The following is a 26,503-nucleotide window of genomic DNA, read 5'->3' on the forward strand; positions in this document are numbered from 1 at the left end:
TAATGAACGATAAGGCGCGTGGCAGAGTGATAGACCTGTTGAGGTCGCCATGCGGTTTCCTATATTATTTACTCCCTGTTAATCTGTATGATACGGTCAGGTTTATGGAGGGCAGGTAGCGGTAATTCGATAAGTTACGCTCAACAGCCGGTACCTGTTCGTCAATTGTTGTGGTTTCCAGAAACCCTTCATAATCTAGACTGACGCTCGGTTTACCCAGATAAAACAGGCCCATCTCAACCCCGGCACCAAACCGGCTTTTGGGTATAGTGCGGCCAAAACCCCAGCCCAGGTAGCCCACTAGCGGATGCCAGTGGAAAGCCAGATTCACTGTTCCAACATCCTGCGGCAATAGTTCCAGCCCGTCAAGCGTCAATTTATCTTCGGTTGTCAGCGTTAGGCGCAGGTCTGGATGCCAGGTATAGGCTATACCTCCCGTCACATAAAATGAGCTGCGCCGAAAGGGATGCCAGATTAAATTAGCCTCCGCAACCCCAATGGTAAAATCTGGCTTGATCTGTACGTAAGAATCTGTTGCTGCCTCGACCCGTATTTGTTTCTGATAAGAGATATAATGTCCCCCTAAGCGCACTGTGAGCCGCCTGGCACTACTCAACTGCCGACTATAAAACACACCCGGTCCCGTTGTGCCAAGATGAATGCTGACAGCCTGCCTGTGTAACGAATCGACCTGTAGAACTGAGGCCCGACATACGGCCCCAAGGCTTAACCAACTCAATAAGAAATAGGTATAAATACGAGTCATAGCAAGAACTAGTTATCACATTATATTATACTACTTATACTATATAGATTTATTATATGGTAAATTTATATATTTATTTTGTTGTTTTATTCAATATGGTTAACTAATATGATAGATAATTTACAAAAGTAGAAACAACTTATTAGTAATTGCTAGCGTAATAACTGTGGCTAAAGGAATATGTATAGTAGTAAACGTCTGTCAATCAATAATATAGGTTTCATTAAATGTTGCTTAGCTGTATGGTTAGCCGGCTGCTGCTGTGTGGCGGCAGTGGGCCAGGCACGTGAACCGGAAGAGCGGGAAATAGGCGTAGTTGCGCTGGCCGGTTTAGCGAAAGCGAGTCACATAACACCTGTTTCGACACAAACCCCTGTTGGTGTCGAATTGCGCTATAGCGTGTTGCATACGCGTCGCCAGTCGTGGGAGCAGTGTCAGTGTTTTTTCCGGTCCGGTGTTTTTATCAATGCCTACTCATTCCGTAATCCAGTAGTACTTGGACAGTCGATAGGTGGAGGACTATTTTATGAGCCTGTTCTTGTACACCATCCTCGCTGGGGTCTTTCAATTCGCGCTCTGGCAGGTATTACATATGTTTCGCGGAGCTACGGAGCCCTCACCAATCCGGGTAATGTGGCGTTTGGAACACCCGTTAACGGGTTGATTGGCGCTGGTTTATACGGCCGCCTTACCCTGGTACCTGGCTGGCGTATACTCGCTGGATTGGATTATAAACATATTTCCAACGCGGGTGTCCGACTACCCAACCAAGGGCTCAATATTCCTGCTATTTCCATTGGTATTCAGCGATATACGAGTGGTGGCCGTTTACCCGATACGCACACCTGGCAACCAACTCCAATGAATAAACGCTGGATGTTCCGTGCGCTGGTTATAGGGTCGGCTAAAGTACTGGAAGCTACCGATCAAAGTCCGGAGCGGGCTTACCCCATTTTCGGCCTGAACCTGATAACGGGTTACCACCTTACCCGGTCTCATGTGGTATCGGGGGGCATTGAAGTTCTCGACGACCACTACTTCAAGGAGCAGATCATGCATTGGACAGGTCGTTATCAGGCGTACCGGCAGGGGACACTACTGGCGGGTTATGAGTTCTGGCAAGGGCATTTTTCATTCACGGCTCACATGGGTTGGAATGCCGTGCGCCCACGCTGGTATAGGCCCGCTACGTATCAGAAATACGGACTGCTCTATCGGTTTGGGAGTGGGTTTACGACGGGCGTTGTTGTGAAGGCGTATGGCGATAACACCAAGAATTTTCAGGCGGTGATTGGAAGGACTTTTTGACTGAATAGATCTGAAACTACTTTAGAAGATAGTTAAGTAATTCAGCAATTTATATCTAATCAATAAAATTATTTGTTATATTGTATACTATTTGTTGCTTTTATGTATTTATTGTCAATAATATGGGTATTTTTTACTAAGATTGTAGGACGTTAGCCTATAGATAATACATATATATAATAAGTCTTGTATTTACCCCTTACGCGTTCGCCAGACGCTAAATGATATCTACTTTATGACCAATTCATTACGGTTCGTTCTTTTTCTTGCCGGTATTGTTGCTGTACCTCGCTTATTCGCTCAGGCCATTCCCGATACGGTAACCGCTCGCCAGAGCTTTATGGTCGAAGCTGGCGGACTTGGGTCTTCGTCCCGGCAAACTCCGTTTTGGTTCCGGTCACGGCAGTATGGAACGGTCCCCTTAACCGGACCGGCCGGGATTGTACGGCTAGGTCTGACAAGGCAGTTCGGCGATCTTCAGCGAATCCATTCAAAAGTAGCGGTCGAAGGGGTAGCCAATGTAGGTAGTAGTTCGCAGCTAATCCTGCCGGTAGCCTATGCCAGCCTGTTGTCCAGGAATTTTGAGCTGTATCTGGGGCGTAAGCGCGAAGTATTTGGCCTGGTCGATACGCTGTTATCAATGGGCTCGTATGCGTGGTCGGGGAATGCTCTGCCTGTCTACAAACTTCAATTGGGCACCCGAGGATACGTGCCTTTAGGCTTTACTAAAGGGGTAGTGGCTCTTAACGGAATGTATGCCCACGGCTGGTTTAGCAACACCGATTCTATTCAGAACTCGTTTCTGCACCAAAAGGCGTTATTTTTTCGGTTTAACCTTTTTCATAATCGGGTCCGGTTGTATGGCGGTGTAACGCACTTTGCTCAATGGGGCGGGCGCTCCAATATATACAAAGACGGTATTACAGTAAAAGGTAGAATTCCCAGTTCACTGGCAACCTATAAGGATATTATTCTGGTTAGGCAACCGCCCAGCGATACCACCCAGTACAGCCGTTTTGACCTGGAAAACCAGGCGGGCAATCACCTGGGTTCTATTGATGTGGCAATGGAAATCGATAATCCGCAGGCCAACTGGTACCTGTACTACCAGCATCCGTTTGAGGATAAATCCGGCGTCGCTTTTCAAAATATGCCCGATGGTCTGTATGGTATCCGCTGGAAAAATAAGTGGATTGATGGACACCGCGGCTTCATAATTCGGCAGCTGACCGTCGAATTTCTAACCACCTTGAACCAGACGGGCTTCAACTTTAATATTGGCAATCGCCTGTATAACGGAGCCGATGATTACTTCAATAATTACCAGTACGTTGACGGCTGGACACACCAGCAACGAGTTATTGGGACACCGTTTTTTACCCGATTAATGGATTCCCGTGACGATCTGCACAACCTTAAGGGCGGGCATAAAAACAAAGGTCCCCTGATGATCAGCAATAACCGCGTGCAGGTGGGGCATTTGGGTATACTGGGCGAGTGGCCATCCGGAGTGCAGCTTCGGGCACTCCTGTCCTATAGTCGTAACCTGGGCCGGCCCATCAGCAGTGACCCGCGTACGCCACTGACCCAGTTTTCTGGTATGGCCCAGCTCATGCTGCCTGTATCATGGCTGGGTGGAGCGCAGCTAAATCTGGCAGTGGCACTTGATCAGGGCCAGTGGCTGACGAATAGCCTCGGAGGGTGGCTAAGCTTACGTAAAATTATTCAGAAACGATAAAACGAACTGGCTGGTATCCTATGGAAAGTCTGACAACTGCCAATCGGCTCGCTATCCGGTCAAAAACCGATTGGTGGCCATTGATCCTGTGTTCAGGACTGGTGTTCACGCTGGTCTCTCACCTGGGGTTTATGCCGCTCGATACGGGTGATGAGGCTCGTCGGGCATTGGTGTCGCTGGAGATGATGCTATCCGGCGATTACATAACGCCTACGCTGCATGGCGAACGTTACTTCAACAAACCCCCTCTGTTCAACTGGCTCATTATTGCTTCTTACCAACTGTTTGGCAACTATTCGTCTTTCGCTTTGCGGTTTCCTATGCTGGTTTCGCTGCTGTTGCTGGGGCTGGTGTTGTTCCGGTTTGTACGGAAAGCAATAAACCCGGTGGTAGGTGGGGCAACCGCCCTGATGATGCTGACGAACGGGCGGGTATTACTGTACGATTCAATGCTGGGGCTGATCGAAATCACGTTCGCGCTGGTCACGTATACGGCCATTATGCTGGTTTATCGCTACGATCAAAAACGGTCGTACTGGTGGCTTTACCTCACAACCTACGCCCTCACCGCCGTTGCCTTTTTGCTGAAAGGCCTACCTCCGCTGGCCTTTCAGGGGTTAACCCTACTGGGCTGGTTCCTGTACACCCGTCGCATCCGTTTGCTTTTCCATCCGGCCCATTTCGCTGGTATTGGGGTATTTGTTCTCATCACGGGTGCGTACTACTGGACATATTTCAGCCGGAACGCCATCCCGCTTCAGGACGTAGCAGGGGTTTTGTTCACCGAAAGTGCCAAACGCACCGGGCTTTACTTTGGCTGGGGCGCAACCCTGCTGCACCTGATTACCTTTCCCTTTGAGCTTATTTACCATTTTGCCCCGTTCACACTGTTGGTGGTGTTGCTGCTACGTCGCGGAATCGGAAAGATCCTGGCCGGTAATTCTTTTGTTGCCTTTAATGCGGTGTCGTTCAGTTCCACGGTGATTATTTACTGGCTTTCGCCCCAGGTATATGGTCGTTACCTGATCGGGTTAATGCCTATGCTGTTTACTGTACTGGCCTACCTCTATTATGAACACAGCAGTCCGGCCAGCCGCGGGCGGTGGTGGGTTGAGCGCATCTGGCTGGTAACTACGGTTATATTGGCTGTAGGTTGCTGGGCCGTCATGGTTTACCCAACGACTCGTGTGCTGCCCGGTGCATTGGCCAAAACGGCGGTTCTCTCTGTCGCGTTAGCAGGCCTTACCTGGCTTATGATTCGGGATACCCACAATCGGCTCCGTCTGATGATTGCGGTGCTGATCGTTGTTCGGATGGGGTTCAACTGGTTTGCCCTGCCGGGTAGGGCTACCAAACGTGAGTTCTATAAAGATACAGCCGTTAAAGCGGCCCGTCTGACGCTGGGACATCCCTTGTATGGCTATAAAACGACTGTAGGTGATGGTCCGGCTACGGATGTCAGCTCATTTCATATCACCCTCGTACGGGGCGATATCTTACGAAGAACCAGCAAAAAGATACCCGGTGCCTTTTACATCGCCGACTCCGTCAGCCTGGCGCACGAACCAGTCAGGACCATTGGGCAGCTTGTCCTGTTTGATCGACACCCGGCGTCTATTGTAGAGTTTAAGTAGCGGTTAATGGTAGTGTTAGTAGTTAATGGTTATTGATTATTGTGGTATGTATAACGAGTAACTAATGACCATTAACCAATACGAGATAGAGATAAATTAGGTAAAACGTTTACATAAGATGACGATTCTGATAACGGGTGGAGCAGGCTTTATCGGTCATACATTAACCCGTCATTTATTGACGATGGGGCATAAGGTGTTGCTGCTTGATAATTTCAACTCCAGCTACGACCCTGCCATCAAATGGCAGCATATTCAGTCTATTCGGCATTTGCCAGACTGGTCGTTGTATCAGGGCGACATTCGCGATGCGGGGCTACTGCACCAGATTTTTAATACTCATCGAGTCGATGGTGTTATTCATCTGGCGGGTTTGGCGGGTGTTCGGCCATCGTTACAGAATCCGTCGGCTTATATGGAGCATAACGTGAATGGAACGGCTATTTTGCTGGAGGCCATGCGTTTGTTCAATATTAAGCGGTTTGTGTTTGCGTCATCATCGTCCGTATATGGCAGCCGGTCGGGGGGCGTATTTCTGGAAACGGATTCGGCCGAAAACTCGGTGTCGCCTTACGCATTATCGAAACGGGCGGCCGAACGACTGTGCCTACACCACCACCAATTACATGGTCTCCAGGTATTTTGCCTACGTCTGTTTACCGTATATGGTCCGCAGCAACGACCCGATATGGGTATCTCCCGATTCATTCATCAATTAATTAACCACCAGCCGATTACGCTTTTTGGCGATGGACTAAGCCGCCGTGATTATACCTACGTCGATGACATCGTTGCGGGAATAAGCCGGTCCATTGAACGGGTGAAGGGCTGCGAGATCATCAATCTGGGCAGTGCGCATCCTGTTACGCTGCTGGAATTGATTGCCCTGCTCGAACAGCTTACCAAAAGACGCGTGCCAATCAACTGGCTGACCGACCAGCCCGGCGATGTGCCGTATACCCACGCATCCATCGAAAAAGCCCGTCGGTTATTAGATTATCAACCAGCTACCGACCTGAAGGACGGCTTACGCAATATGGTGAGTAGGTATCAGCGAACACAGGTTTACGCCCAGCCAATCAACTAATTTCAGGCTCATGAAAAATCGACCGTATGTATCTGTTGTGGTTTGTGTGTACAACGAATCCGGCAACAATCAGCCCTTACTCCAGCAACTTGATCGGGCATTGCAATCGCTGGATTATGAGCTGATTTACGTTAACGATGGCTCAACAGACGCGACGCTCGCCGAGTTATTGGCCGTTCGGAATGAGCGGCTTACGATCCTGGATTTACAAAAGAATTATGGGCAGAGTGCGGCTCTGTCGGCGGGTATCGATGCGGCAAAGGGTACGTTTATTGTTACGATGGACGGCGATCAGCAAAACGATCCGCTGGATATTATTCCCATGCTTCGGATAGCCGAAGAACAGGACGTGGATCTGGTAATGGGGCGTCGGCATAATCGCCAGGACAATAGTTGGTTGCGGGTGTGGCCCAGCCGACTGGCCAATGGCCTTATCCGGCGTGTGCTCGATCTTCCCATTGATGATAATGGTTGTGCCCTTAAAGTATTCCGGGCCGATTTTGTGAAGCGAATTGGCTTATATGGTGAATTGCACCGGTTCATTGCGGCACTTGCTCATCTGGATGGTGCCCGAATCGTACAGGTACCCGTTCGTCATCATCCTCGCCGAATAGGTCAGTCAAAATATGGGCTGGGACGAACGGGGCGGGTTTTAAGCGATTTGTTTTTGCTGCTCTTTTTTAAACGATACCTGAACAAGCCGATGCACCTGTTTGGTGGGTTGGGGATGCTGCTACTGGTGGGCGGCCTTTTTCTGTCCATACGATTTTTGTGGACTGCGGATACCGACATAACCAGTCTCGACCGCCTGGCCATAGGGGGCATCTGGTTGCTGGCCGGACTCCAGTTTCTGACATTTGGGATTAGCCTGGATTTGCAAATGCGCACCTATTACGAGTCTCAGGGCAAAAAAAACTACATTGTCCGGCGTACTTATACCTACCATACGGTGCTACCCGAACCGGTAAGGCGGTTGGCGTATGACCAAACGCAATTTGTTGGGTGAGTGTACTCACATCAAAAGTAATGATTCGTTTCGCAGAGGCTGGGCGCGGAGTAGTTCATACTCTGGCAGGGAAAATAACGAGCCAAGAGCCTGCAGGTCTTCCGGCCGATGGAGGTCACTGCCAATAAAATCGACCCAGTTGTTCTTCAGTATGCGCTGGGCCTGCGTACGGACCTTTCGGCCATACCGGCCGGTCAGGGAAAGCCAGTTAAGTTGAAACAGGCAACCTGTTTCATGGAGCCGGGCCAGGCTGGCCTCGTCGGTGTGGTAATAGGTATACCGTTCGGGATGAGCAAGTATAGGCGTGTAGCCTCGCGTTTGAAGGCGAAACAAAATGTCATCCAGTTGTTGGGGAGCGGATACCCAGCCCGTTTCGATTAGCAGATAACGTTCCTTTCCAAATGTCAGGAGGTCATTTTTATCGAGTAGGTCTGGAAAAAACTCGTCGAGCATGTATTCTGCAGCAACCTCAATTTTCATTGTAAGGCCGTTTTCGTCGGCTAATCGCTGCAATTCCAGTTGGCCCGCCCGTAGCGTATCGGATGAGTTGGGGTACCAGTCCCGGCTGACGTGCGGTGTGGTTATAACCCGTTGAATTCCCCAGGCGGCCATTTGCTGTAGGCAAGCCAGGGTTTCTTCGGAGTTATTCACGCCATCGTCAACATCGGGGAGTAAATGCGAATGCATATCAACCCGCCAGAAACAAGCGTCCTCCACGACTTTAGAGTCGCCTGCCGGATTCTGTATGAATCGCGTTTTTAATTGTTTCCAAAGATTCATAATGTTCTAATCTTGTCAAATCTACAACATCAGTTGGCTAACAAAAAATGGGGTTATGGCAACTAGCTGTAAGTGAGTTGATTAAGAAAATAGCTAATGCGGCTGATCGATATGCTAAGCCCTATTCTCTCATCAAAAGAAACCGACCTCACAGGCTGGCTCACTTACCGGGTAGATCTGAATAAGAAGTAAAGCAATATATGATTCGCTACAAAGATAAAATATAGGTTAAGAAAGTAACCTATATGTTTACATAAATCTTCTGTTTGTAAAAACAATGTTTATTCATTCGATTAGCCTGCTGCATGGTTCAAGTCAACTGGATTGAGAAGACTCTCCAGATGAATGGTTACGGTCGTTCCTTTGCCTAGCTCACTGTCAATAAGTAGCTGGCCCTGGTTGAGCCGGATAAACTCCCGGCATAGCTCCAGCCCCAGCCCCGTCCCTTTCTCGCCCGCTGTGCCCCGGCCGGGTACCACCTGACCCAGCAGAGAGGCTGGCCGTGTAAAGCTCATGCCTACTCCCGAGTCCTTGATGCTCAACCAGCAGGAGTTGGCCTGCCGACCGGTGCTGATGTGGATGGAGCCGCCCTGGGGGGTGAACTTGATGGCGTTGTGAAGCAGATTACGCAACACAATCTGGAGCTGCAGCTCATCGGCCACTGTAGGTGCGTTTTGGAAGTAGGTGCTTAACGAGAGGTTTTTATCCTTTAGTTCCGCTGTGTACAAGTGCAGGACCGACTCCATGAGTTCGGTCAGGTTCAGTTGGGTGGGTCTGGCCAGGAGGTGATCCCGCTGGAGCATGGACCAGTGGAGCAGGTTGTCCAAAGCCAGGTAGACCCCATCAACCATCTGCATGAGCTGGCCGGTGCGCTGCTGAAAGTCCTGAGGGGCGATGTAGCCATCCTGAACGCCCATGAGCTGGGTCTTCAGGCTGGCGACGGGGCTGCGCAGGTCGTGCCCAATGATGCCAAACAGCTTGTCTTTAATGTTATTAGTTTCGGTAAGCTGTTCATTTTTTCGGATGAGTTCGTCCTGAGCCGATTTAATCAGCTTTTGAGTGAAATAATTGAAGTAGATGATACAGCTGAACACCGAGAACCCATTGAGGAGTTGACCTACTTCAAAAGGCAGGTGTAAGTACTGCATAAGAATGATTCTGTACGCTTGGAAGGTAAGGCCTAACACGATCAGAATAACTATTGAATGCTTTATCTCAAATAGGATGATTGTGCCGATACCTATTAATATCAGCATAAGTTCTGGGTGGATGTCTTTTTGATAGTAAAATATATCTAGCCCAAAATACAACACCGAACTTGCATAACTTGTCAGAATCAGGTACCAAGAAGCTAATTGTAGTTTGAGTCGATAGGTTAACCAAAGTACGGGTAACAGGCAGAACGTAAGAACCGCTAGATTAATGATAGCAGTTTGATGATCCTGCACATATGCATTGACACAAAAAGAGAAGATAGTTAAAAGGATTATAAACCATGTAATGATAAGCAATGATCTGAATCGGAATTGATCGAGCTCCGATAGATGGTGATCTACTAGAAATGCTCTGGAAAATAAGGTGTTAGCGTAGAGTTTCATCAATTTATGTAAGTCAGGTAAGTAAGCATTCTTGTCATGAGGCAAAAACGCATGACTAAACTAGGTCTATTTTTACACGGCTGTGTTGCCAAACCGAATGGTTATAGTGGTTCTTTTACCTAACTCACTGTCAATAAGTAACTGGCCTTGATTGAGCCGCATAAACTCCCGGCTCAGCCCATTCCTGCTGAAAGTCCCGAGGTCTATGTAGTCTTCCTGAACGCCTATGAGTTGTGCGAGATGTTAGGTTAAGTTCACGTCATTTGTAGTAAACAGCGCGCTCAATACAACAATAGATAACCTGTACATGAGTGGTCAGCTTGTCTTTGCGCTGATACCAAGCTTTTGCAGGTGCTCATGTACTGTAGGTTGATAGGTAATGCCAATAGGAATTTTGGTAGTTTTAATCCAAACCGCTTTTGATTCCAGTCGTTTCAGATGGCTAACGTTAACTATATACGATTTGTGAATGCGAATGAAACGGTCGTTCGGAAGGTCTTCGGATAAAACAGATATACGTTTATTAATTGCAAAGACACCGTCTAGGGTGTGGACTTTAATGTAAAGCCCATATGCTTCAATATATAAAATGTCGTTGTAAGCAAACCGCTCCAAACGCCGGCCGGATTTTAAGTAAATTTCTTCCTTATCTGGCGCAGGTGCTGGTTTGACCTCATTAGCCCTTGTTGTCTGGATGCGCTCAAGTACACGCCCCACACCTCGCAGAAACCGGTTGAAATCGTAAGGTTTAGGTAAAAAATCAATGATATCGAAATCGTAGCAGTCGATGGCCAGTTCGCTATAGGCAGATGTGACAATAACTGCCGATGTATTACGGGAAGCCCTCAATAAGTCCAGCCCACTCATATCGGGCAAAGTAAGGTCTAAAAACAGAATATCGATATGAGGAGTTGCCATAACCTTCAACGCGTCCACACCCGTATGGCAAATAATAGGATGGGAAAGAAAGTTTACCTGCGAAATGTATTGGCTCAGTTGTTCAATAAAAGCAGGATCGTCTTCAACCAATAAGGTACTGTATAGTACCGGTGATTTAACATCATTCATGTGTAGACTTTTGTTACGGTTACGGAATGGATACAAAAACTATGTCGCCGATATGCATATTTATGCTGATTATTAGATCACTTGATAGCATAAAAGCTCTATATGTATAGAGGAAATAGAAACTTGAGTAAAAATAACACAATCAAGGAGGATATTATGATTAGTGATTAATTTTTTGCTATTAGTTTACTTAATTGACTTATTTAGGTGAGAAATCTGAAATTTAGTATCCTATATGGCTTGAAATATATAAGATAGAGTTTAGAATTTGTGGTAATAAACATATAAAATAGTATTATATACTTGAAAATTAATTTTATTATACTTATATAAGTTTTAAATATACATTGTGCTGTATTAATCTTTATCGCGAAGTATTCGGTAAAATAGTGTTTCAACGTGGGTATCTGCCTGTGGGGTGGATAATTGCATGATGGTCGAAATAGAGATGATTAGTTACTTATTGCCCCACATAGGCAGACAGTAGACAAGTATTAAATCTGTCTCTATGTATCAACTTAGTATAAACTATATGAAAATTAAAACCCTCCTGTTCGTATTGTCTTTCCTGCCTGCCTGCTTAAGCTGCAACTCTCCACAAACTCCGCCCTCTCTGGTAGGTACCTGGGAGCTGGTATCGGCAACAGCTACCGAAAAAGATTCGACATTTTCGACCTTCGACCCGTCGCACAAGATGATTAAGCTTATCAACGCTACCCACTTCGCTTTCTTAAATCATGCGGTATCGAAAAACGATTCATCGGCAACTAGGTTCAGTGCCGGGGGCGGAAAATATACGCTGGTTGATAGTGTATACACCGAGAATCTGGAGTACTTCACCGACAAAGCGTGGGAGAATAATAAATTTCAGTTTGTAGTGAAATTCGCTGGTGATACGCTAATTCAGAAAGGCGTTGAAAAAGTAGAAAAGCTTGGTATTGACCACATCATTATCGAAAAGTACAAACGCGTGAACGAGTAGGATTCTGTAATACCGACTGTTCTGGTCAGGATACAAAGAGCACATGAAGCAGCAATTAACGTTACGTATACGTTTGGAAAGTCCAACTGTGGGCGTCGATTTTGGCCTCCAGAACGGAAGTGGTCATAACTACGATATCCTTCAAAAACAAAAGTCCGCTGCGCAGGATTTATGCTTCGAGTGCACGGTTGTTGCTAAATTGGGCGCCGACAATCAGCCTGATTTTACCGGGCCTCTGGTTCAGGGACCACCGGCAAATCGATTCGTTTATATCAACATCGGGAAAAGTGCCGGCCAGTTTGACTCTATCTGGAGCCGACGGTTGAAGGTTCCGCTAAGAGGGATTACGGCTGAAATAGTTTACCAGACAACGGCCAATTCTGCTATGCTTTTGGAAACAAATGTTCCGGGAACAGGTAAGGACGGAGGGCCAACTTGTGGAACCGTGAAGCCTTTTAACGGGTGGCATATCGCTATGAAATAGAAGTCATAAATGCAGGAAATAATCAGGGCGTATATTCAGGCATATAATGACAACGACATACCGGCCATGCTGGTTTTGTTGGATGATCATATCATCTTCGAGAATGTGTCTAACACTACAGGCGTCACAACGACAACATCGAAGCAGGCATTTGAGCAACTAGCCATTCAGTCGGTCAGCTATTTTGCGGAGCGAAAGCAAATCATTCGGTTCATGGTGATGGGTACCGATTCGGCCGCTGTTGAGATTGACTATCAAGCTGTGCTGGCGCAAGATTTACCCAATGAATTAAAAGCGGGTGATCAACTGAACCTGCGAGGAGTAAGCTTTTTTGAAATACAAAACCGAAAGATTATCCGCATTAGTGATTATAGTTAAGTGCTGATAAAAACAAAAACTGGGTGTACTACTTTCCGTTAGCACACCCAGTTTCGTACGTTTCGCACTCTTACAGGCCAATGGGAACGGCCACGACTGTTGTATCCCAACCCATGTACATAATGGCGTTTTTAGCGTCTTTCTTTGCAAACTGAATGGAGAAGTTCTCCAGTGGACTCTCGGCTTTCTGCACCGGCACATTTACCCGAACCACGTCCAGCTTTTCATTATAACTGTAAGCACCCCACTGGTCAACATCGGAACTGAGGATAACTGTCCATTCGTTTTCGTTGGGAATGGTTAACAAAGCGTAGTTTCCTGCTGGTATTTTTTTGCCGCCAATCGAAACATCCTGGTAAAATTTGATTTCCGGGGCTTCATTGGCACCGGCCCGCCATACTTTGCCGTAGGGCACTAACTTACCGAAAACTTCGCGGCCGTTCTTGAAGGGGCGATTGTAGGTGATTCGAACCATGGCTTTGTCGGTGCCAATTTTGGCGGGAGCAAACTTGCGGTCATGCGCGTAGTCGTCCGGGTAATACGCCATATCCATCGGCGTTTTGTCGAGACCTCTAAACGTCTGAGCATTGGTCGCCCCAACGGCTACGAGAATTAATCCAAGAAGTAAAGCTGTTTTCTTCATGCTGTTTGGAATGAAAGTAGATGAGGTAGTCGGGAGTAATTTGATCTGTGGAATCGAAAGTTGTGAACAAAACCTATTTATCGCAAATAAAGTAGACTCATTACAGAAAAAGGCCCCGCATTGGGGCCTTTTTCTGTAATGAGTTATAAGCTTACTCCACTGTAACGGACTTGGCCAGGTTTCGGGGCTGGTCCACGTTGCGGCCCCGCATCACGGCGATGTAGTACGACAGCAATTGCAAAGGCACCACCGACACCAAAGGCATCAGGATGTCATGTACCCGTGGAATCTCGATGGTGAAGTCAACCATGCCCGGCAGGTGCGTATCACCCTCCGTTACAACAGCGATTACCCGGCCTTTCCGCGCTTTCACCTCCTGAATGTTGGACACCACCTTCTCGTACGAACTGTCCTGTGTGGCAATGACCACAACAGGCATGTCTTCGTCGATCAGCGCAATCGGACCGTGCTTCATCTCAGCCGCCGGGTAACCCTCAGCGTGTATGTAGCTGATCTCTTTCAGCTTCAGTGCTCCTTCCAGGGCCACCGGGAAGTTCAGCCCCCGACCCAAGTAGATGAAGTTGCGGGCATACGTGAAGATGTAGGCAATCTCCTTAATCTTGTCGGCTGCCTGCAACACCTGCTCCACCTTGGCCGGGATGCTTTCCAGCTCTGTCAGCAACTGCCGGAACAGCGACTCCGAGAGTGTTCCTTTTCGATGAGCGGCTGCCAGGGCCATCAGCGTTAGCACCGTCACCTGGGCCGTGAAGGCCTTCGTGCTGGCCACCCCAATCTCGGGACCCGCGTGGGTAAAGGCCCCCGCATGGGTAGCCCGCGCAATGGACGAACCCACCACGTTACAGACCCCGAAGATAATGGCCCCCTTCGACTTGGCCAGTTCAATGGCGGCCAGCGTATCGGCTGTCTCGCCCGACTGCGAAATGGCAATTACAATGTCGCCCTCCTTGATAATGGGGTTGCGGTAGCGGAACTCCGACGCGTACTCGACCTCCACCGGAATGCGGGCCAGCTCTTCGAAGATGTACTCGGCCACCAGCCCCGCGTGCCAGGAAGTGCCGCAGCCGATGATGACGATGCGCTTGGACTTGGCCAGCTTATCGAGGTAGTCCCGCAGGCCGCCCAGTTGGAGGGTACCTTCTTCGGCTTTGACCCGCCCCCGCATTGAATCGGCAATTGAGCGGGGCTGCTCGAAGATCTCCTTGAGCATGAAGTGGTCGAAGCCGCCTTTCTCGATGGCTTCCAGTTCCAGTTCCACCTTGTGGACATAGGGGGTAGTGGTGGTGTTATCCAGGGTAACGACCGAGAGCTGGCCGTCTTTGATGACGGCCACTTCGTAGTCGTTGAGGTAAATGACGTCCTTGGTGTATTCGACAATAGGGGTGGCATCGGAAGCCAGGAAGAACTCATTGTCTCCCACGCCAATGACCAGAGGTGAGCCTTTGCGGGCGGCAATTAGCTGGGTGGGGTCGGTCTGGCTCATGATAACGATGGCATAGGCACCCACTACTTCCTGGAGAGCCAGCCGGACGGCCTCTTCCAGGGAGCCTCCATTGTTTTCCCAAATGTCTTCGATAAACTGGCCCAGAACCTCGGTATCTGTCTCGCTGGTGAAGGTGTGCCCTTTTTTGAGCAGAGCCTGTTTAATGGCGGCATAGTTCTCGATAATGCCGTTGTGGATGATGGCCAGTTTACGGTGGAAGGAATAGTGAGGGTGAGCGTTGGCGTCATTGGGTTCGCCGTGGGTAGCCCATCGTGTATGACCCATCCCGATGGTTGCCTGAATATCTTTTCCGATCAGTTCGTGCTCCAGGGCAACCACCTTACCTTTTTTCTTAAAAACGGATAATCCGTGCTGGTTGATGAGGGCAACACCGGCGCTGTCGTAGCCCCGGTACTCCAGGCGTTTTAATCCTTTTATCACTAATGGGCAGGCTTCCCGATGCCCCACGTAAGCTACAATGCCACACATAATCAGTCTTTGCCGGAACGCCGGCACGTTTAGATTTTACACCGGATTTCCGGTTTGGTTTTGGTTGAACTAGTTAAGGATGGTACTTTTTCAGAAGTAAATAAACAATAAAAAGCCGGGAATTCCCGGCTTTTAAAGGATCATTTTAAAACTATTTGTTAAGTACTTGTTAACTATTTTATAAAAATATTTAACAAGTAGAAGGCTAGCCCGCCAGCTGTGTGTAAAGGTTGTAGTAACGGTCTGTTACGTCCTCATCGTCAACAGCGTCAAATTTATGCTCAGGGAAGTCAGTCATGATGGCATTGAGGCTTTCGCTCGATTCTTCTTCAGCCCGAACCACGGCATCGGCATAAGTAGAGCCAATTCGTATAAAGCCTTCAAAATCAGCTGTTTTTAACTCGGCCAGCATTTCGTCGTCGATGTCCATCATGCGCGCTTTCTCAATGATGTCGCCCTCAAAACGGTGCTCAAAGGAGTTGTTATAGACTGTAAAAACCGACTTGGTGTCCTTAAACATTGGGTCGTTTTTATAGGTTGTTTTGAGATAAAGGGGAATTAGAGCGGTCATCCAGTCGTTGCAGTGAACGATATCGGGCGCCCAGCCTAGTTTCTTAACTGTTTCCAGAACACCTTTGCAAAAGAAGATTGCCCGTTCGTCGTTGTCGTCGTAGAACCGGTTTTCTTTATCATGAAAGACGTATTTACGCTGGAAGTAGTCTTCGTTGTCAATAAAATATACCTGTAGTTTAGCCGTTGGAATCGAAGCTACTTTGATAATTAGTGGTTTTTCATCATCTCCTACGGCAATATTTATCCCCGACAACCGTACTACTTCGTGCAACCGGTTTTTGCGCTCGTTGATAAGGCCAAAACGAGGCACCAGAATTCTGATTTCCATCCCGCGCTCCTGCATGGCTTGAGGCAATTTGCGGACGAAGTCAGCGACGTCAGACGTTTTCAGGAAAGGATTGATTTCGCTGGCAACATAAAGGATGCGAAGTTTGCTCATAAGTAGGGAAGCGTGTGTTGTCTGAGTGAACCAAAAAACTTGCAAAATTATACAAATTTTTCCCGTATTTCAATACGGTTTGTCCAAAAAAGATGCGGTTAATGTATTATTGCAGCCCCAAAAAAAGATTTGCCTGTTATGCTTCGTTTTGATACTATTACCGCGCTGCGTCACCATCTGAGTTCTATACGGTCTGAACAACAAACGATTGGCCTTGTGCCAACCATGGGCGCGTTGCACGAGGGGCACCTAACCCTTATTGACGCGGCCCATCGTCAAAACGGTGTAGTGGTAAGCAGCATCTTCGTTAACCCTGTTCAATTTAATAATCCGGACGACCTTGCCCGGTACCCCCGCACCCTGGAAGAAGACTGTCAGAAACTGGAAGCGGCCGGTTGCGATGTGGTGTTCGTGCCGTCGGTTGGGGAAATGTACCCTGAGTCGCCAACCATGAGGATGAACTTTGGCGAGTTGGAGACCGTAATGGAAGGGGCTTTTCGGCCGGGCCACTTCAATGGAGTGGGAATTGTTGTTGCCAAACTATTCAACATTATACAGCCCGATAAAGCCTATTTTGGTCAGAAAGACCTGCAACAGGTGGCCGTAATCCGACAACTTATTCGTGACTTGAGTATCCCGGTTGAACTGGTCCGGTGCCCGACCGTTCGGGAGGCAGATGGGCTGGCTATGTCGTCGCGTAACCGGAATCTTTCCCCCGACGAGCGGGAACAGGCTACGGCGCTGTTTAAGGCCCTTACGCTGGCCCGCGAGCTGCTGGCCGACGGTCATAGTACTTCGCAGGCGAAAGCGGCTGTAACGGGCTATTTTGTGGGCAATCCGCACTTTCGGCTGGAGTATGTTGAAGTCGTTAACGCCGACACCCTTCAACTGGCAAATGAAGTGCTGGCGCCGGGGCAAACGGCCATCTGTCTGGCGGCTCATTTAGGAAACGTCAGACTGATTGATAATCTGGTGTTTTGAGCCGTGAATCTTCTTTTAAGAAATAAATTTAGGGGGCCGGGCTTGCGGCCAGCCAGGCTGTCTGGAAGAGAAGTGTTGCCCGTTTTTGCAACACCTCATAATTGATCTTGTCTGCCGTATCGGAAGGTTGATGGTAATCGTTGTGGCTACCGTTTGTGAAAAACAGGGCGGGGATACCTATTCTGGCGAAGTTGTAATGATCTGACCTGTAGAAATATCGTTCGGGATCGTTTTTCGTATCGTATCCATCTTGGTTTAATGTCAGGTTTACGGATTGTTGATTCGCAACCTCAGCGATTTTCTGTAATTCGTTGACCTGATCTCCTCTCAGTAAGTAACAGTAATCGGGATTCTTCCGGTGAGCATTATCGACTCGACCTACCATGTCTACATTGAGGTCACACACGAATTGGCTTAACGGAATAGGGCTGTTTCTGACGAAGTATTCCGACCCCAGTAACCCACCTTCCTCGCCTGAAAATAAAACAAACATGATCGTTCTGCGGGGTTTAATACCCCGTTGGGACAGACTATCAAATACGGCGGCCACGCTCAGAACGGTAGCCGTACCCGACGCATTATCATCCGCACCATGAAAAATTCGACTGCCATTTCTACCCAGGTGATCGTAATGAGCGGATACAATGACCACTTCCTGTTTTAAGTCGGTTCCGATGAGTGCCCCTGCCACATTATCGCCAAAAAGCACATGGCTACTGTCTTTGGCTGTAAGGGGTAGTGGTGCTAATTCATAACGTTTATAGGCTGGTGACGTAACACGATAAGCACCGGCTGAACCAAAATTGGCTACCTCTGTGATCGTAAAAGGATACGTTTGTCGAAAAGAACGCCGAGTGGAATCAATCGGGAAAACAGTAGCTAAATGATTTCTTCGAAACGTAGCTGAGCAGTAAAAAGCGGCCTGAAGCTGGCCTTTGGTGCCGGTTGCGCGGCCCTGCAAACTATCGGAAGCTAATAGGTAAACGTGCTTTTTAAGCAGAGAATAAGAAACGGAAACCGGCGAAACATTCTGCTGACCCCAGCAATGAATAATACTGAAAAACGTGTAAAGTATTGCTCTCAGGAGGGTTAGTCTCATCACATAATGACCGCATAAATGTTTGTTCGCAAGCTTGTTACGGGTTGAATATCATTAAGTCACTCCTTACAGGTCAATCTACAATTCTAAACATCATCTTTGCCTTCTCTCTCGACAGCGAATTGAAATGCCACCATTCATACTCAATCGGCGTAAAGCCGCCCTGCCGCATAGCCGTACGCAGAATCTGACGGTTGTCGATTTGCTGCCGGGTTAATTTTCCGGATTGAAGGAGTTGTTTTTCGCGGGATGGGTACGCCAGTTCACCGAAGAAATCGTATTTAGTGCCCATGTCCAGTGCTTTTCCATCGGCCGTGGCTACAGTTAAGTCGACCGCGCAGCCGTAGTTGTGAATAGAACCTATGCGCGGGTCGGCTACGTATTTCCGGCGCTCATTTTCGGATAACTCGGGCAGGGCGTTCCAGAGTTTCCATTGGGCCGAGCGGGGGCGGGCGGCATCATACACCAGCAGGCGAAGGTTAGGGTGATGCGCCTGTAGATACTTGCTGGCCTTTGTGAGTTTTTCGGCGGCCATGGGCTGCATATACGCCCGTGTGAGGTCGCCATACACGTCTTTCCCGACGAAGTTGTCGGTGGTTGAATACTTGAGTTCGACCAGAATGGTGGGGTCTGCTTTTTGTACATCAACAAGGCCCTGTTTGGCCATAGCGGCTTCGAAATCCTGTGCTTTAAGCGTTAAGCCACAGAGATACGCAGAGAAAACACAGAGATACACAAAGAATCTCTGTGCAACTCCGTGCGTCTCTGTGAATCTTTGTGGCTTAACTTTTTTACCGTTCATCATAACGCAAATAACGCCAAAACGCACTACTTTGCTTGCTAAACCGCCCGTAACATGGCCTTAAATTACATCTGGGTTGCCTTTTTTATCGTTGCGTTTATCGTTGCGCTGGCCAAACTGATCTTCCTGGGCGACACCGAGATCTTCAAAATTCTGGTTGAAGGGCTGTTCGATTCGTCCAAAGTGGCCGTTATGGACATTGCCCTGCCACTAGCCGGGGTGATGACGTTTTTTCTGGGATTGCTCAACATCGGCGAAAAAGCGGGAGCCATCAATTTCCTGGCCCGCATCATCGGCCCGTTCTTTCACAAGCTCTTCCCCGAAGTGCCCCGAGACCATCCGGCAAACGGGCAAATGATCATGAATTTCTCCGCCAATATGCTTGGGCTGGACAATGCCGCCACGCCGTTCGGCTTACGGGCCATGGCGAGTTTACAGGAACTGAACCCGACGAAAGAAACGGCCTCCAATGCACAGATCATGTTTCTGGTATTGCACACATCGGGCTTAACCATTATTCCCCTGAGCATCATGGCGCAGCGGGCAATTCTGGGGGCCAAAGACCCGTCGGATATTTTCATTCCCTGCCTGATTGCTACGTACGTTGCCACGGTCGTGAGTATGATTGCGGTAGCCATCAAACAACGCATCAACTTGATTAATACTACCGTATTGGGCTGGTTAGGCGGTATCACCAGCCTGATTGGCCTGGCGTTGTGGTTCCTGTCGACCAAAACGAAAGACGAGATCGAGGTCATTTCGAAGGTGACGGGCAACCTTGTGCTGATGCTCATTGTGGTGTCGTTTCTGCTGGGCGCAATGCGCAAAAAAGTAGATATTTTCGACGCGTTCATCGAAGGGGCAAAAGGTGGTTTCGAAACCTCCGTCCGCATTATCCCGTATCTGGTTGGCATGCTCGTGGCCATTGGGGCCTTCCGCAACTCGGGAGCTATGGATTATGTAATCGACGGGCTGAAATATGTGTTCAGTCTGACGGGTATCAACACCGAGTTTACCGATGCCCTGCCGGTGGCCCTCATGCGGCCATTGAGCGGTTCAGGATCGCGGGCACTGATGATCGATGCGATGAAGCAGTTTGGTCCTGACTCCTTTGTCGGGCGGCTGGCCTGTATGTTTCAGGGGGCGGCCGATACAACGTTTTACATTGTGGCCCTGTACTTTGGCTCAGTGGGTATTCGCAACTCACGGTATGCCATTCCATTTGGCCTATTCGCCGATTTAATGGGTGTCATCGCTGGTATTGCCCTCGGATATTTCTTCTTTCACTGAGCAAAAAACATCAGAAATGTGTTAGCTAGTTAGCTAACCAACAAACTAACCGCTTCGGCGGAATTACCTAATGAACATTACCCAGGTACGTGAACAACTCCACTTACTAATCGACGAGGTCGATGATATCTATGTGCTCAATGGCCTCTATCGCAACCTCCTCTCCGACAAACGTCAGCGGGAAGAGTACGAAAGGGAGCAGTTAGAGAAAGCGAAAAAACAAGGTCGAACTGGTAAGCATGCTTAAGCTAGTTAGCTAACCCGCCAACCGTCAGGGCAATGATAATGGCGTTGAACCCGAAGGATAGTACCCCGTGAACCAGCGCCGTTCGGCGCATGGGTTTCGAACTGATCGCTACATCGGAAACCTGACTGGTCATGCCGATCACAAATGAGAAATAGGCAAAATCCAGGTAGTCGGGTTCATTCTCATTCGGGAAGTCCAGACCGCCCGGATGCGTTTTCTGCTGCTTGTCATTACCGTAATACATGTGTGCATAGCGGAGGGTGAACACCGTATGCACGAGCGTCCAGGCACTGGCAATGGCCGAGATAGCCAGCAGCCTGTTGCGACTCCACTCAGGAGCATTTTTGTTGGTTGAGTCGAGTAGTTCGATAACGGCAAAGAGGCTGGCAACGGCGGCAACAATCACGAAAAGCAGAATCAGCGTTCGGCTCGAATCCTCAAGGCTCGATAGTTTGGGCAGGTCGCGGGGGTGAGTAATGCCGATACTCGTCCACATGAGCGTTAGGATTGTCACGGCAAACGTTATCCAGACAATGGTTAGGTGGGCGGCTACACTGAACTTTCCCGGAACGGCAAAATACGCAACGACTGCCGTGAACAGCCCAATCGCTAACCGATGTTGAGAGTCCAGACGGGCAACGGAGTGCAGTGGGTGGGTCGACATTTTCTAAATGAGTGAACGAGTAGGTTACGAAGAACGTCCTTCAGGTAGTGTTCCCCAAATTTTTAGCGGCTCTCGTTCTATCTTTTAATGTATTCAGTAAATAGACACCATGTCTCAACCCACTCAGCATCAACTTGTCCGAATTGGCACCGGCAGCGATTCACTATCGAAGTCGCAGAAGGAATTTAATCGGCTCACGCAGAAAATAGAAGAAACAACGGCTGAACTAAAGCAACTTCGGGAGGCTTCGGATTACATCTACCAACGATTGCAGGCCAATTACCAACCATTCGTTGATCAGTACATTCAGTTGCGGGTTAACCTGGTCCGGTTGTTCGACCGGGCGTATGAGCATGACGACATCACGAGAGCGGAACAGAAAAAACTGGCTGACCTGATTCGAACCATCGCGTCCGATCTGATTTTTCAATACGACGTCGATAGCCTGGAGCCCATTTATGCCAAATACAAAACGTCCGACTCCGATGAGCCAGACCAGCAACTGGCCACATGGACAGGGGAGAGGAGCGATGATTCCGGGTACGACTCGGATAGTGTAGTTGCGGAGGAAGCCGCCGAAGACGAACGCCAGCGACAACGTGCCAGTAAGCCTAAATCGGAGAAGCGGTTGGCGCGAGAGGCCAAAAAGAAAGCCGATGAGCAGAACACGACCAAAGCTGTTCGAACCCTCTACATGGATCTGGTAAAAGCATTTCACCCCGACCGCGAACCGGATGAGGCCGAAAAGGTGCGCAAAACCGAGATCATGCACCGCGTCATTGCCGCCTATGAGAAAAGCGATTTGTTAGCGTTGTTTCGGTTGCAGCTCGAATTCGAACGCATCGACCAGGCGCATCTCGAGTCACTGGCCGAAAGTCAGCTTAATTATTACAACAAAATCCTTCGGCAGCAGGCGCAGGAACTGGACGACGAACTGGCCGGGTTGCAGAAACAACTGGCGCGGATGACGGGAAAATCCAAGTTTACGGCGGGTTCGCTGGTTGGCTTCGACATCAGTCTCAACAGCGATATAGGGCAGCTCAAACGGGATACTAAACAGTTGAAAAACGACCTGAAAGCACTGGCTGACCTGGGTGTGCTGAAGCAATGGCTGAAGAGCTACCGGTGAGGTGAGCTACAGGAAGGATAAATAGACCTTTACTGGATAAGACACCGCTTCATTAGTTTCTGCAATATTCCCCGAAAAAACTATCTTCTCCAAGGATTATAGAGGGGAGGGTAGTTATTTCAAAATTTTCAACAATCTTGCTATGTTATTTGGCACTTGTATAGCCTGAAGCCGCTTTTGTTGAGAATCATGAAAGAGTACATCCGACCCATTAAACGTTTGCTCGTCGCCAACCGGGGCGAAATCGCTATCCGTATCATGCGGGCAGCTACTGAGCTAGGCATCACAACCGTTGCCGTTTACACCTACGAAGACCGGTATTCGCTTCACCGCTATAAGGCCGACGAAGCCTATCAGATTGGTCGTGATGAAGATCCGTTGAAACCGTATCTGGACGTTGAAGGGATTGTTCTCCTCGCCAAACGGCACAAGATCGATGCCATTCATCCCGGTTACGGATTCCTGTCGGAGAACGTAAAACTGGCCCGGCGGTGCCGCGAGGAGGGTATTATTTTCGTGGGGCCATCGCCGGAAGCCATGGATGCGCTCGGCGATAAAGTACGCGCTAAAAACCTCGCGACCAGTGCCGGTGTTCCACTCATCCCGGATTCGCGGGAGGAGAATATGTCGCCGGAGTTTGCGCTTACCGAAGCACAGCGGATTGGTTTTCCCATCATGGTGAAGGCCGCTGCCGGGGGCGGTGGACGCGGTATGCGGGTGGTACGACAGGCCGAAGAGTTTTCGAAAGCCTTTGCCGAAGCCAAAAACGAAGCTCGCAACGCCTTTGGCGACGATACCATCTTCCTCGAAAAATTTATTGAAGAACCCAAGCACATTGAGGTTCAGTTGCTCGGCGATCAGCACGGCAACATCGTTCACCTTTACGAGCGCGACTGTTCCGTACAGCGACGATTCCAGAAGGTGGTCGAAGTCGCTCCATCCTTCGGGCTGAAACAGGAAACAAAAGATAAACTCTACGCCTACGCCCTGCAACTGGGTCGGGCGGTGAATTACTCCAATGCCGGTACCGTCGAGTTTCTGGTCGACAAGGCCGAAAATATCTACTTTATTGAGGTTAACCCCCGTATTCAGGTTGAGCACACGATTACCGAAGAGGTAACGGGTATTGACATTGTCAGAACACAGATTCTGATTGCAATGGGCTACCAGCTTTCCGATAACGGCATTTATATCAATCACCAGGACGACGTTCCGCTCAACGGGTACGCCATCCAGTGCCGCATTACGACCGAAGATCCCGTCAACGGTTTCAAGCCCGATTTTGGTACGATAACCGCCTATCGGAACGCGGCTGGTTTCGGTATCCGGCTCGATGAGGGGAGCAGCTACGCGGGCATGAAAATATCGCCCTACTTCGACTCCATGATTGTGAAGGTCTCGGCGCGGGGACGGACGCTCAAGGGCGCTACCCAGCGACTCACGCGGGCACTGGTCGAGTTCCGGATTCGGGGTGTGAAGACCAACATCGGCTTCCTGCTGAACGTGATCAGCCACCCGGTTTTTCAACGGGGCGAAGCACGGGTATCGTTTATTGAAACCCATCCCGAACTGTTCAACTTCCGCAAGCCGCAGGACCGCTCAACGCGGGTACTTAATTACCTGGCCGAGGTAATTGTAAATGGTAATCCGGAAGTTAAAAAGAAGGACGACAGCAAGATATTCCGTACCCCCGTTGTTCCCAATTTCGATACCTACAGTGCCTACCCGGCCGGTAATCGCGATCGGCTGAAGGAGTTGGGTCGGGAGAAGTTCGGCCAGTGGGTTCTCGATCAGAGAGGCATATTGTATACCGATACTACGTTCCGCGATGGGCACCAGTCCCTGCTGGCAACCCGCGTTCGAACGCAGGACCTACAAAAAGTAGCCGAAGGATTCGCCAAAAATCACCCGGAGCTATTTTCAATGGAAGTCTGGGGTGGCGCTACCTTCGATGTGTCGATGCGCTTCCTGTACGAAAGCCCGTGGAAACGGCTGGCTGCCCTGCGCGAAGCCATGCCGAACATGCTTCTGCAAATGCTGTTCCGAGGTTCCAACGCCGTTGGGTATTCAGCTTACCCCGACAATCTGATCGAAAAGTTCGTGGAGAAATCGTGGGAAACGGGCATCGACGTTTTCCGTATTTTCGACTCGCTCAACTGGGTCGAAGCCATGAAGGTGAGTATGCGGGCCGTCCGCGAACGGACCGACGCCCTGTGCGAAGCCGCCATCTGCTATACCGGCGATTTGCTGGACCCCAATCAGAAAAAATACACGCTCCAGTATTATCTGGACATGGCGCGTCAACTGGAAGATGAAGGCGCTCACCTGCTGGCTATTAAAGATATGGCTGGTTTGCTGAAGCCATTGGCTGCCGACGTACTCGTTCGGGAACTGAAGAAGGCCGTAAGTATTCCGGTCCACCTGCACACGCACGATACCCCCGGTATTCAGGCCGCTACGTACCTCAAAGCCATTGACGCTGGTGTCGATATTGTCGATTGTGCCCTTGGTGCGCTGTCGGGTCTGACCTCACAACCCAATTTCAACTCTGTTGTGGCTATGATGCAGGGCCACGAGCGTGAATGCCAAACGGATCTGTCGTCGCTCAATGCCTACTCGAATTACTGGGAAGATGTTCGGGAATACTACTACCCGTTTGAGTCGGGTATGAAAGCGGGTAGTGCCGAGGTGTACGAGAACGAAATTCCGGGCGGACAGTATTCCAACCTGAAACCACAGGCCATTGCTACTGGCCTGGGCGACAAGTTTGAAACACTAAAAAAGAACTATGCCGTAGCCAACAAACTCTTCGGCGACATTGTGAAAGTGACACCCTCCTCGAAAGTGGTAGGTGATATGGCTATTTTCATGACCGCCAATAACCTCACCGCTGATGACGTTCTGACGCGTGGTGATTCGCTGTCGTTCCCGGAGTCGGTAAAAGAGCTAATGAAGGGAATTCTGGGTCAGCCCGTTGGCGGTTTCCCGGAGGATATTCAGCAGGCTGTGTTGAAAGGGGAGGAGCCGATAAAAGGCCGCCCGAACGAGCACCTGAAGCCAATTGATTTCGATGCCGATTTCAAAACCTTCCAGGAGAAATACCCCCAGTGCGATGGGTTCGTCGATTACCTGTCGTACCAGATGTACCCCAAGGTGTACGACGAATACTACAAGGCAAATGTGCAGTACGGTAACGTCAGCATCATTCCAACGCCCGCGTTCTTCTACGGATTGAAGGAGAATGAAGAGATTCTGATCAACATCGAAGAAGGAAAGAATATTCTGGTTCGGTTGCTGTTTAAATCGGAGCCCGACGAGTTTGGAATGCGGACCATCACGTTTGAACTCAACGGCCAGAGCCGTCAGGTTCAGGTGCGCGACCGGGCTTCGAAAGTAGAGAAAGCGATGAACGCCAAAGCGAGTAAGGCGGGCGATGTTGGTTCTCCGCTACAAGGTCGCCTAACCCGCATTCTGGTGAAAGAGGGCGATGTGGTCAAGAAAAATCAGCCGCTGTTCGTGATCGAAGCCATGAAAATGGAGAGTATCGTGGCGGCCCAGAAAGAAGGCAAAGTGGCGAAAGTCGTATTGAAAGAAGCCACCACGGTTGAGCAGGATGATTGCGTTATTGAACTGGCGTAAGCTGCTGATTAACTAGCATCTATGATAAATAGACGGTATTAGTGGGAAGCTGAAAAATAAGAAAGTGCTTAAAAAAGGTCGTTTCTCCGCGAAATGACCTTTTTTTATTATTTACACACCTAACGAAGCAGTTGGTCTTTCATAACATTGTATGAATCAAAGTTTTGTCGGAACTTGT

The 26,503-nt window shown here is 49.1% G+C and carries 23 protein-coding genes; 13 read left to right on the forward strand and 10 right to left on the reverse strand.

Annotated features, from left to right (window positions below):
* Positions 1 to 64: 64 nt before the first annotated feature.
* On the reverse strand, positions 65 to 766 hold the full coding sequence (locus tag CRO74_RS16790) for a hypothetical protein (protein WP_097127226.1): 702 nt from the start codon (positions 764 to 766) through the stop codon (positions 65 to 67).
* A gap of 264 nt (positions 767 to 1,030) precedes the next feature.
* Here CRO74_RS16790 and CRO74_RS16795 point away from each other — a divergent pair, with 264 nt between their 5' ends.
* From CRO74_RS16795 to CRO74_RS16815, 5 genes are all read left to right on the forward strand, one after another.
* Complete coding sequence (locus CRO74_RS16795) at positions 1,031 to 2,074, forward strand: acyloxyacyl hydrolase (protein WP_245877886.1); 1,044 nt, start codon at positions 1,031 to 1,033, stop codon at positions 2,072 to 2,074.
* A 235-nt stretch (positions 2,075 to 2,309) separates the two neighbouring features.
* Positions 2,310 to 3,812, forward strand: a complete 1,503-nt coding sequence (locus CRO74_RS16800) for a capsule assembly Wzi family protein (RefSeq protein ID WP_097127228.1) — start codon at positions 2,310 to 2,312, stop codon at positions 3,810 to 3,812.
* A 20-nt stretch (positions 3,813 to 3,832) separates the two neighbouring features.
* Complete coding sequence (locus CRO74_RS16805) at positions 3,833 to 5,446, forward strand: ArnT family glycosyltransferase (protein ID WP_097127229.1); 1,614 nt, start codon at positions 3,833 to 3,835, stop codon at positions 5,444 to 5,446.
* 118 nt (positions 5,447 to 5,564) lie between these two features.
* Positions 5,565 to 6,533, forward strand: a complete 969-nt coding sequence (locus CRO74_RS16810) for an NAD-dependent epimerase/dehydratase family protein (protein WP_097127230.1) — start codon at positions 5,565 to 5,567, stop codon at positions 6,531 to 6,533.
* Between the two features lie 10 nt (positions 6,534 to 6,543).
* The gene (locus CRO74_RS16815) at positions 6,544 to 7,539 is read left to right on the forward strand and encodes a glycosyltransferase family 2 protein (protein WP_097127231.1); all 996 of its coding nucleotides are present in this window, start codon (positions 6,544 to 6,546) and stop codon (positions 7,537 to 7,539) included.
* Positions 7,540 to 7,545: 6 nt separating this feature from the next.
* Here the strand turns inward: CRO74_RS16815 and CRO74_RS16820 are convergent, their stop codons facing one another.
* The 3 genes from CRO74_RS16820 to CRO74_RS16830 form a co-directional block, all read right to left on the reverse strand.
* Complete coding sequence (locus CRO74_RS16820; RefSeq protein ID WP_097127232.1) at positions 7,546 to 8,319, reverse strand: tyrosine-protein phosphatase; 774 nt, start codon at positions 8,317 to 8,319, stop codon at positions 7,546 to 7,548.
* Between the two features lie 293 nt (positions 8,320 to 8,612).
* Positions 8,613 to 9,467, reverse strand: coding sequence for a sensor histidine kinase (locus tag CRO74_RS16825; RefSeq protein ID WP_179830227.1), 855 nt, complete (start codon positions 9,465 to 9,467; stop codon positions 8,613 to 8,615).
* 765 nt (positions 9,468 to 10,232) lie between these two features.
* A complete protein-coding gene (locus CRO74_RS16830; protein WP_097127236.1) occupies positions 10,233 to 10,985 on the reverse strand; it encodes a LytR/AlgR family response regulator transcription factor in 753 nt (250 codons plus the stop codon).
* A 532-nt stretch (positions 10,986 to 11,517) separates the two neighbouring features.
* Here CRO74_RS16830 and CRO74_RS16835 point away from each other — a divergent pair.
* Genes CRO74_RS16835 through CRO74_RS16845 form a run of 3 tightly spaced genes read left to right on the forward strand, consistent with a single transcriptional unit; the run spans position 11,518 to position 12,829 of the window.
* Positions 11,518 to 11,967, forward strand: coding sequence for a DUF4488 domain-containing protein (locus tag CRO74_RS16835; RefSeq protein WP_097127238.1), 450 nt, complete (start codon positions 11,518 to 11,520; stop codon positions 11,965 to 11,967).
* A 43-nt stretch (positions 11,968 to 12,010) separates the two neighbouring features.
* Positions 12,011 to 12,451, forward strand: a complete 441-nt coding sequence (locus tag CRO74_RS16840) for a DUF5990 family protein (RefSeq protein ID WP_097127240.1) — start codon at positions 12,011 to 12,013, stop codon at positions 12,449 to 12,451.
* A gap of 9 nt (positions 12,452 to 12,460) precedes the next feature.
* Positions 12,461 to 12,829 (forward strand): nuclear transport factor 2 family protein, encoded by a 369-nt coding sequence (locus tag CRO74_RS16845; RefSeq protein ID WP_097127242.1) that lies wholly within the window; start codon positions 12,461 to 12,463, stop codon positions 12,827 to 12,829.
* Between the two features lie 70 nt (positions 12,830 to 12,899).
* On the opposite strand, the gene CRO74_RS16850 is transcribed toward CRO74_RS16845, so the two are convergent.
* The 3 genes from CRO74_RS16850 to CRO74_RS16860 all read right to left on the reverse strand — a co-directional run bounded on the left by CRO74_RS16850 (position 12,900) and on the right by CRO74_RS16860 (position 16,474).
* Positions 12,900 to 13,472 carry a DUF2911 domain-containing protein gene (locus CRO74_RS16850; protein WP_097127244.1) on the reverse strand — a complete coding sequence of 191 codons (573 nt, stop codon included), beginning with the start codon at positions 13,470 to 13,472 and terminating at the stop codon, positions 12,900 to 12,902.
* Between the two features lie 151 nt (positions 13,473 to 13,623).
* Complete coding sequence (gene glmS, locus CRO74_RS16855) at positions 13,624 to 15,462, reverse strand: glutamine--fructose-6-phosphate transaminase (isomerizing) (protein WP_097127246.1); 1,839 nt, start codon at positions 15,460 to 15,462, stop codon at positions 13,624 to 13,626.
* Positions 15,463 to 15,667: 205 nt separating this feature from the next.
* Positions 15,668 to 16,474: a glycogen/starch synthase gene (locus CRO74_RS16860; RefSeq protein WP_097127248.1), complete on the reverse strand. Its 807-nt coding sequence runs from the start codon at positions 16,472 to 16,474 to the stop codon at positions 15,668 to 15,670.
* Positions 16,475 to 16,612: 138 nt separating this feature from the next.
* Here CRO74_RS16860 and panC point away from each other — a divergent pair, with 138 nt between their 5' ends.
* Positions 16,613 to 17,455, forward strand: a complete 843-nt coding sequence (gene panC / locus CRO74_RS16865) for a pantoate--beta-alanine ligase (protein ID WP_097127250.1) — start codon at positions 16,613 to 16,615, stop codon at positions 17,453 to 17,455.
* A 28-nt stretch (positions 17,456 to 17,483) separates the two neighbouring features.
* Here panC and CRO74_RS16870 read toward each other — a convergent pair whose 3' ends face one another.
* Both CRO74_RS16870 and CRO74_RS16875 read right to left on the reverse strand, forming a co-directional pair.
* Positions 17,484 to 18,554, reverse strand: a complete 1,071-nt coding sequence (locus CRO74_RS16870) for a M28 family peptidase (RefSeq protein ID WP_097127252.1) — start codon at positions 18,552 to 18,554, stop codon at positions 17,484 to 17,486.
* A gap of 73 nt (positions 18,555 to 18,627) precedes the next feature.
* Entirely contained in the window at positions 18,628 to 19,221 is a 594-nt protein-coding gene (locus CRO74_RS16875; protein ID WP_245877933.1) for a M15 family metallopeptidase, read from the reverse strand.
* A 189-nt stretch (positions 19,222 to 19,410) separates the two neighbouring features.
* Between CRO74_RS16875 and CRO74_RS16880 the strand changes: the two genes are divergently transcribed.
* A complete protein-coding gene (locus tag CRO74_RS16880; RefSeq protein WP_097127256.1) occupies positions 19,411 to 20,646 on the forward strand; it encodes a spore maturation protein in 1,236 nt (411 codons plus the stop codon).
* A gap of 70 nt (positions 20,647 to 20,716) precedes the next feature.
* Positions 20,717 to 20,893, forward strand: a complete 177-nt coding sequence (locus CRO74_RS31630; protein ID WP_179830228.1) for a hypothetical protein — start codon at positions 20,717 to 20,719, stop codon at positions 20,891 to 20,893.
* Between the two features lies 1 nt (position 20,894).
* Here CRO74_RS31630 and CRO74_RS16885 read toward each other — a convergent pair whose 3' ends face one another.
* Complete coding sequence (locus tag CRO74_RS16885) at positions 20,895 to 21,557, reverse strand: DUF1345 domain-containing protein (RefSeq protein WP_097127258.1); 663 nt, start codon at positions 21,555 to 21,557, stop codon at positions 20,895 to 20,897.
* Positions 21,558 to 21,666: 109 nt separating this feature from the next.
* On the opposite strand from CRO74_RS16885, the gene CRO74_RS16890 reads away from it, so the two are divergent.
* The gene (locus tag CRO74_RS16890) at positions 21,667 to 22,686 is read left to right on the forward strand and encodes a hypothetical protein (protein ID WP_097127260.1); all 1,020 of its coding nucleotides are present in this window, start codon (positions 21,667 to 21,669) and stop codon (positions 22,684 to 22,686) included.
* A 189-nt stretch (positions 22,687 to 22,875) separates the two neighbouring features.
* The gene (locus tag CRO74_RS16895) at positions 22,876 to 26,325 is read left to right on the forward strand and encodes a pyruvate carboxylase (RefSeq protein ID WP_097127261.1); all 3,450 of its coding nucleotides are present in this window, start codon (positions 22,876 to 22,878) and stop codon (positions 26,323 to 26,325) included.
* The last annotated feature ends 178 nt before the right edge of the window (positions 26,326 to 26,503 follow it).

The sequence above is a fragment of the Spirosoma fluviale genome (genome assembly GCF_900230225.1).
GTDB classification, from domain to species: Bacteria; Bacteroidota; Bacteroidia; order Cytophagales; family Spirosomataceae; genus Spirosoma; species Spirosoma fluviale.

What these genes read in the sequence shown, in the direction of transcription:
- CRO74_RS16790 (WP_097127226.1), bottom strand. Translation starts at nt 766, where the DNA reads ATGACTCGTATTTATACCTATTTCTTATTGAGTTGGTTAAGCCTTGGG.
- CRO74_RS16800 (WP_097127228.1), top strand. Translation starts at nt 2,310, where the DNA reads ATGACCAATTCATTACGGTTCGTTCTTTTTCTTGCCGGTATTGTTGCT.
- CRO74_RS16805 (WP_097127229.1), top strand. Translation starts at nt 3,833, where the DNA reads ATGGAAAGTCTGACAACTGCCAATCGGCTCGCTATCCGGTCAAAAACC.
- CRO74_RS16810 (WP_097127230.1), top strand. Translation starts at nt 5,565, where the DNA reads ATGACGATTCTGATAACGGGTGGAGCAGGCTTTATCGGTCATACATTA.
- CRO74_RS16815 (WP_097127231.1), top strand. Translation starts at nt 6,544, where the DNA reads ATGAAAAATCGACCGTATGTATCTGTTGTGGTTTGTGTGTACAACGAA.
- CRO74_RS16820 (WP_097127232.1), bottom strand. Translation starts at nt 8,319, where the DNA reads ATGAATCTTTGGAAACAATTAAAAACGCGATTCATACAGAATCCGGCA.
- CRO74_RS16825 (WP_179830227.1), bottom strand. Translation starts at nt 9,467, where the DNA reads ATGCAGTACTTACACCTGCCTTTTGAAGTAGGTCAACTCCTCAATGGG.
- CRO74_RS16830 (WP_097127236.1), bottom strand. Translation starts at nt 10,985, where the DNA reads ATGAATGATGTTAAATCACCGGTACTATACAGTACCTTATTGGTTGAA.
- CRO74_RS16835 (WP_097127238.1), top strand. Translation starts at nt 11,518, where the DNA reads ATGAAAATTAAAACCCTCCTGTTCGTATTGTCTTTCCTGCCTGCCTGC.
- CRO74_RS16840 (WP_097127240.1), top strand. Translation starts at nt 12,011, where the DNA reads ATGAAGCAGCAATTAACGTTACGTATACGTTTGGAAAGTCCAACTGTG.
- CRO74_RS16845 (WP_097127242.1), top strand. Translation starts at nt 12,461, where the DNA reads ATGCAGGAAATAATCAGGGCGTATATTCAGGCATATAATGACAACGAC.
- CRO74_RS16850 (WP_097127244.1), bottom strand. Translation starts at nt 13,472, where the DNA reads ATGAAGAAAACAGCTTTACTTCTTGGATTAATTCTCGTAGCCGTTGGG.
- glmS (WP_097127246.1), bottom strand. Translation starts at nt 15,462, where the DNA reads ATGTGTGGCATTGTAGCTTACGTGGGGCATCGGGAAGCCTGCCCATTA.
- CRO74_RS16860 (WP_097127248.1), bottom strand. Translation starts at nt 16,474, where the DNA reads ATGAGCAAACTTCGCATCCTTTATGTTGCCAGCGAAATCAATCCTTTC.
- panC (WP_097127250.1), top strand. Translation starts at nt 16,613, where the DNA reads ATGCTTCGTTTTGATACTATTACCGCGCTGCGTCACCATCTGAGTTCT.
- CRO74_RS16870 (WP_097127252.1), bottom strand. Translation starts at nt 18,554, where the DNA reads ATGAGACTAACCCTCCTGAGAGCAATACTTTACACGTTTTTCAGTATT.
- CRO74_RS16875 (WP_245877933.1), bottom strand. Translation starts at nt 19,221, where the DNA reads ATGGCCAAACAGGGCCTTGTTGATGTACAAAAAGCAGACCCCACCATT.
- CRO74_RS16880 (WP_097127256.1), top strand. Translation starts at nt 19,411, where the DNA reads ATGGCCTTAAATTACATCTGGGTTGCCTTTTTTATCGTTGCGTTTATC.
- CRO74_RS31630 (WP_179830228.1), top strand. Translation starts at nt 20,717, where the DNA reads ATGAACATTACCCAGGTACGTGAACAACTCCACTTACTAATCGACGAG.
- CRO74_RS16885 (WP_097127258.1), bottom strand. Translation starts at nt 21,557, where the DNA reads ATGTCGACCCACCCACTGCACTCCGTTGCCCGTCTGGACTCTCAACAT.
- CRO74_RS16890 (WP_097127260.1), top strand. Translation starts at nt 21,667, where the DNA reads ATGTCTCAACCCACTCAGCATCAACTTGTCCGAATTGGCACCGGCAGC.
- CRO74_RS16895 (WP_097127261.1), top strand. Translation starts at nt 22,876, where the DNA reads ATGAAAGAGTACATCCGACCCATTAAACGTTTGCTCGTCGCCAACCGG.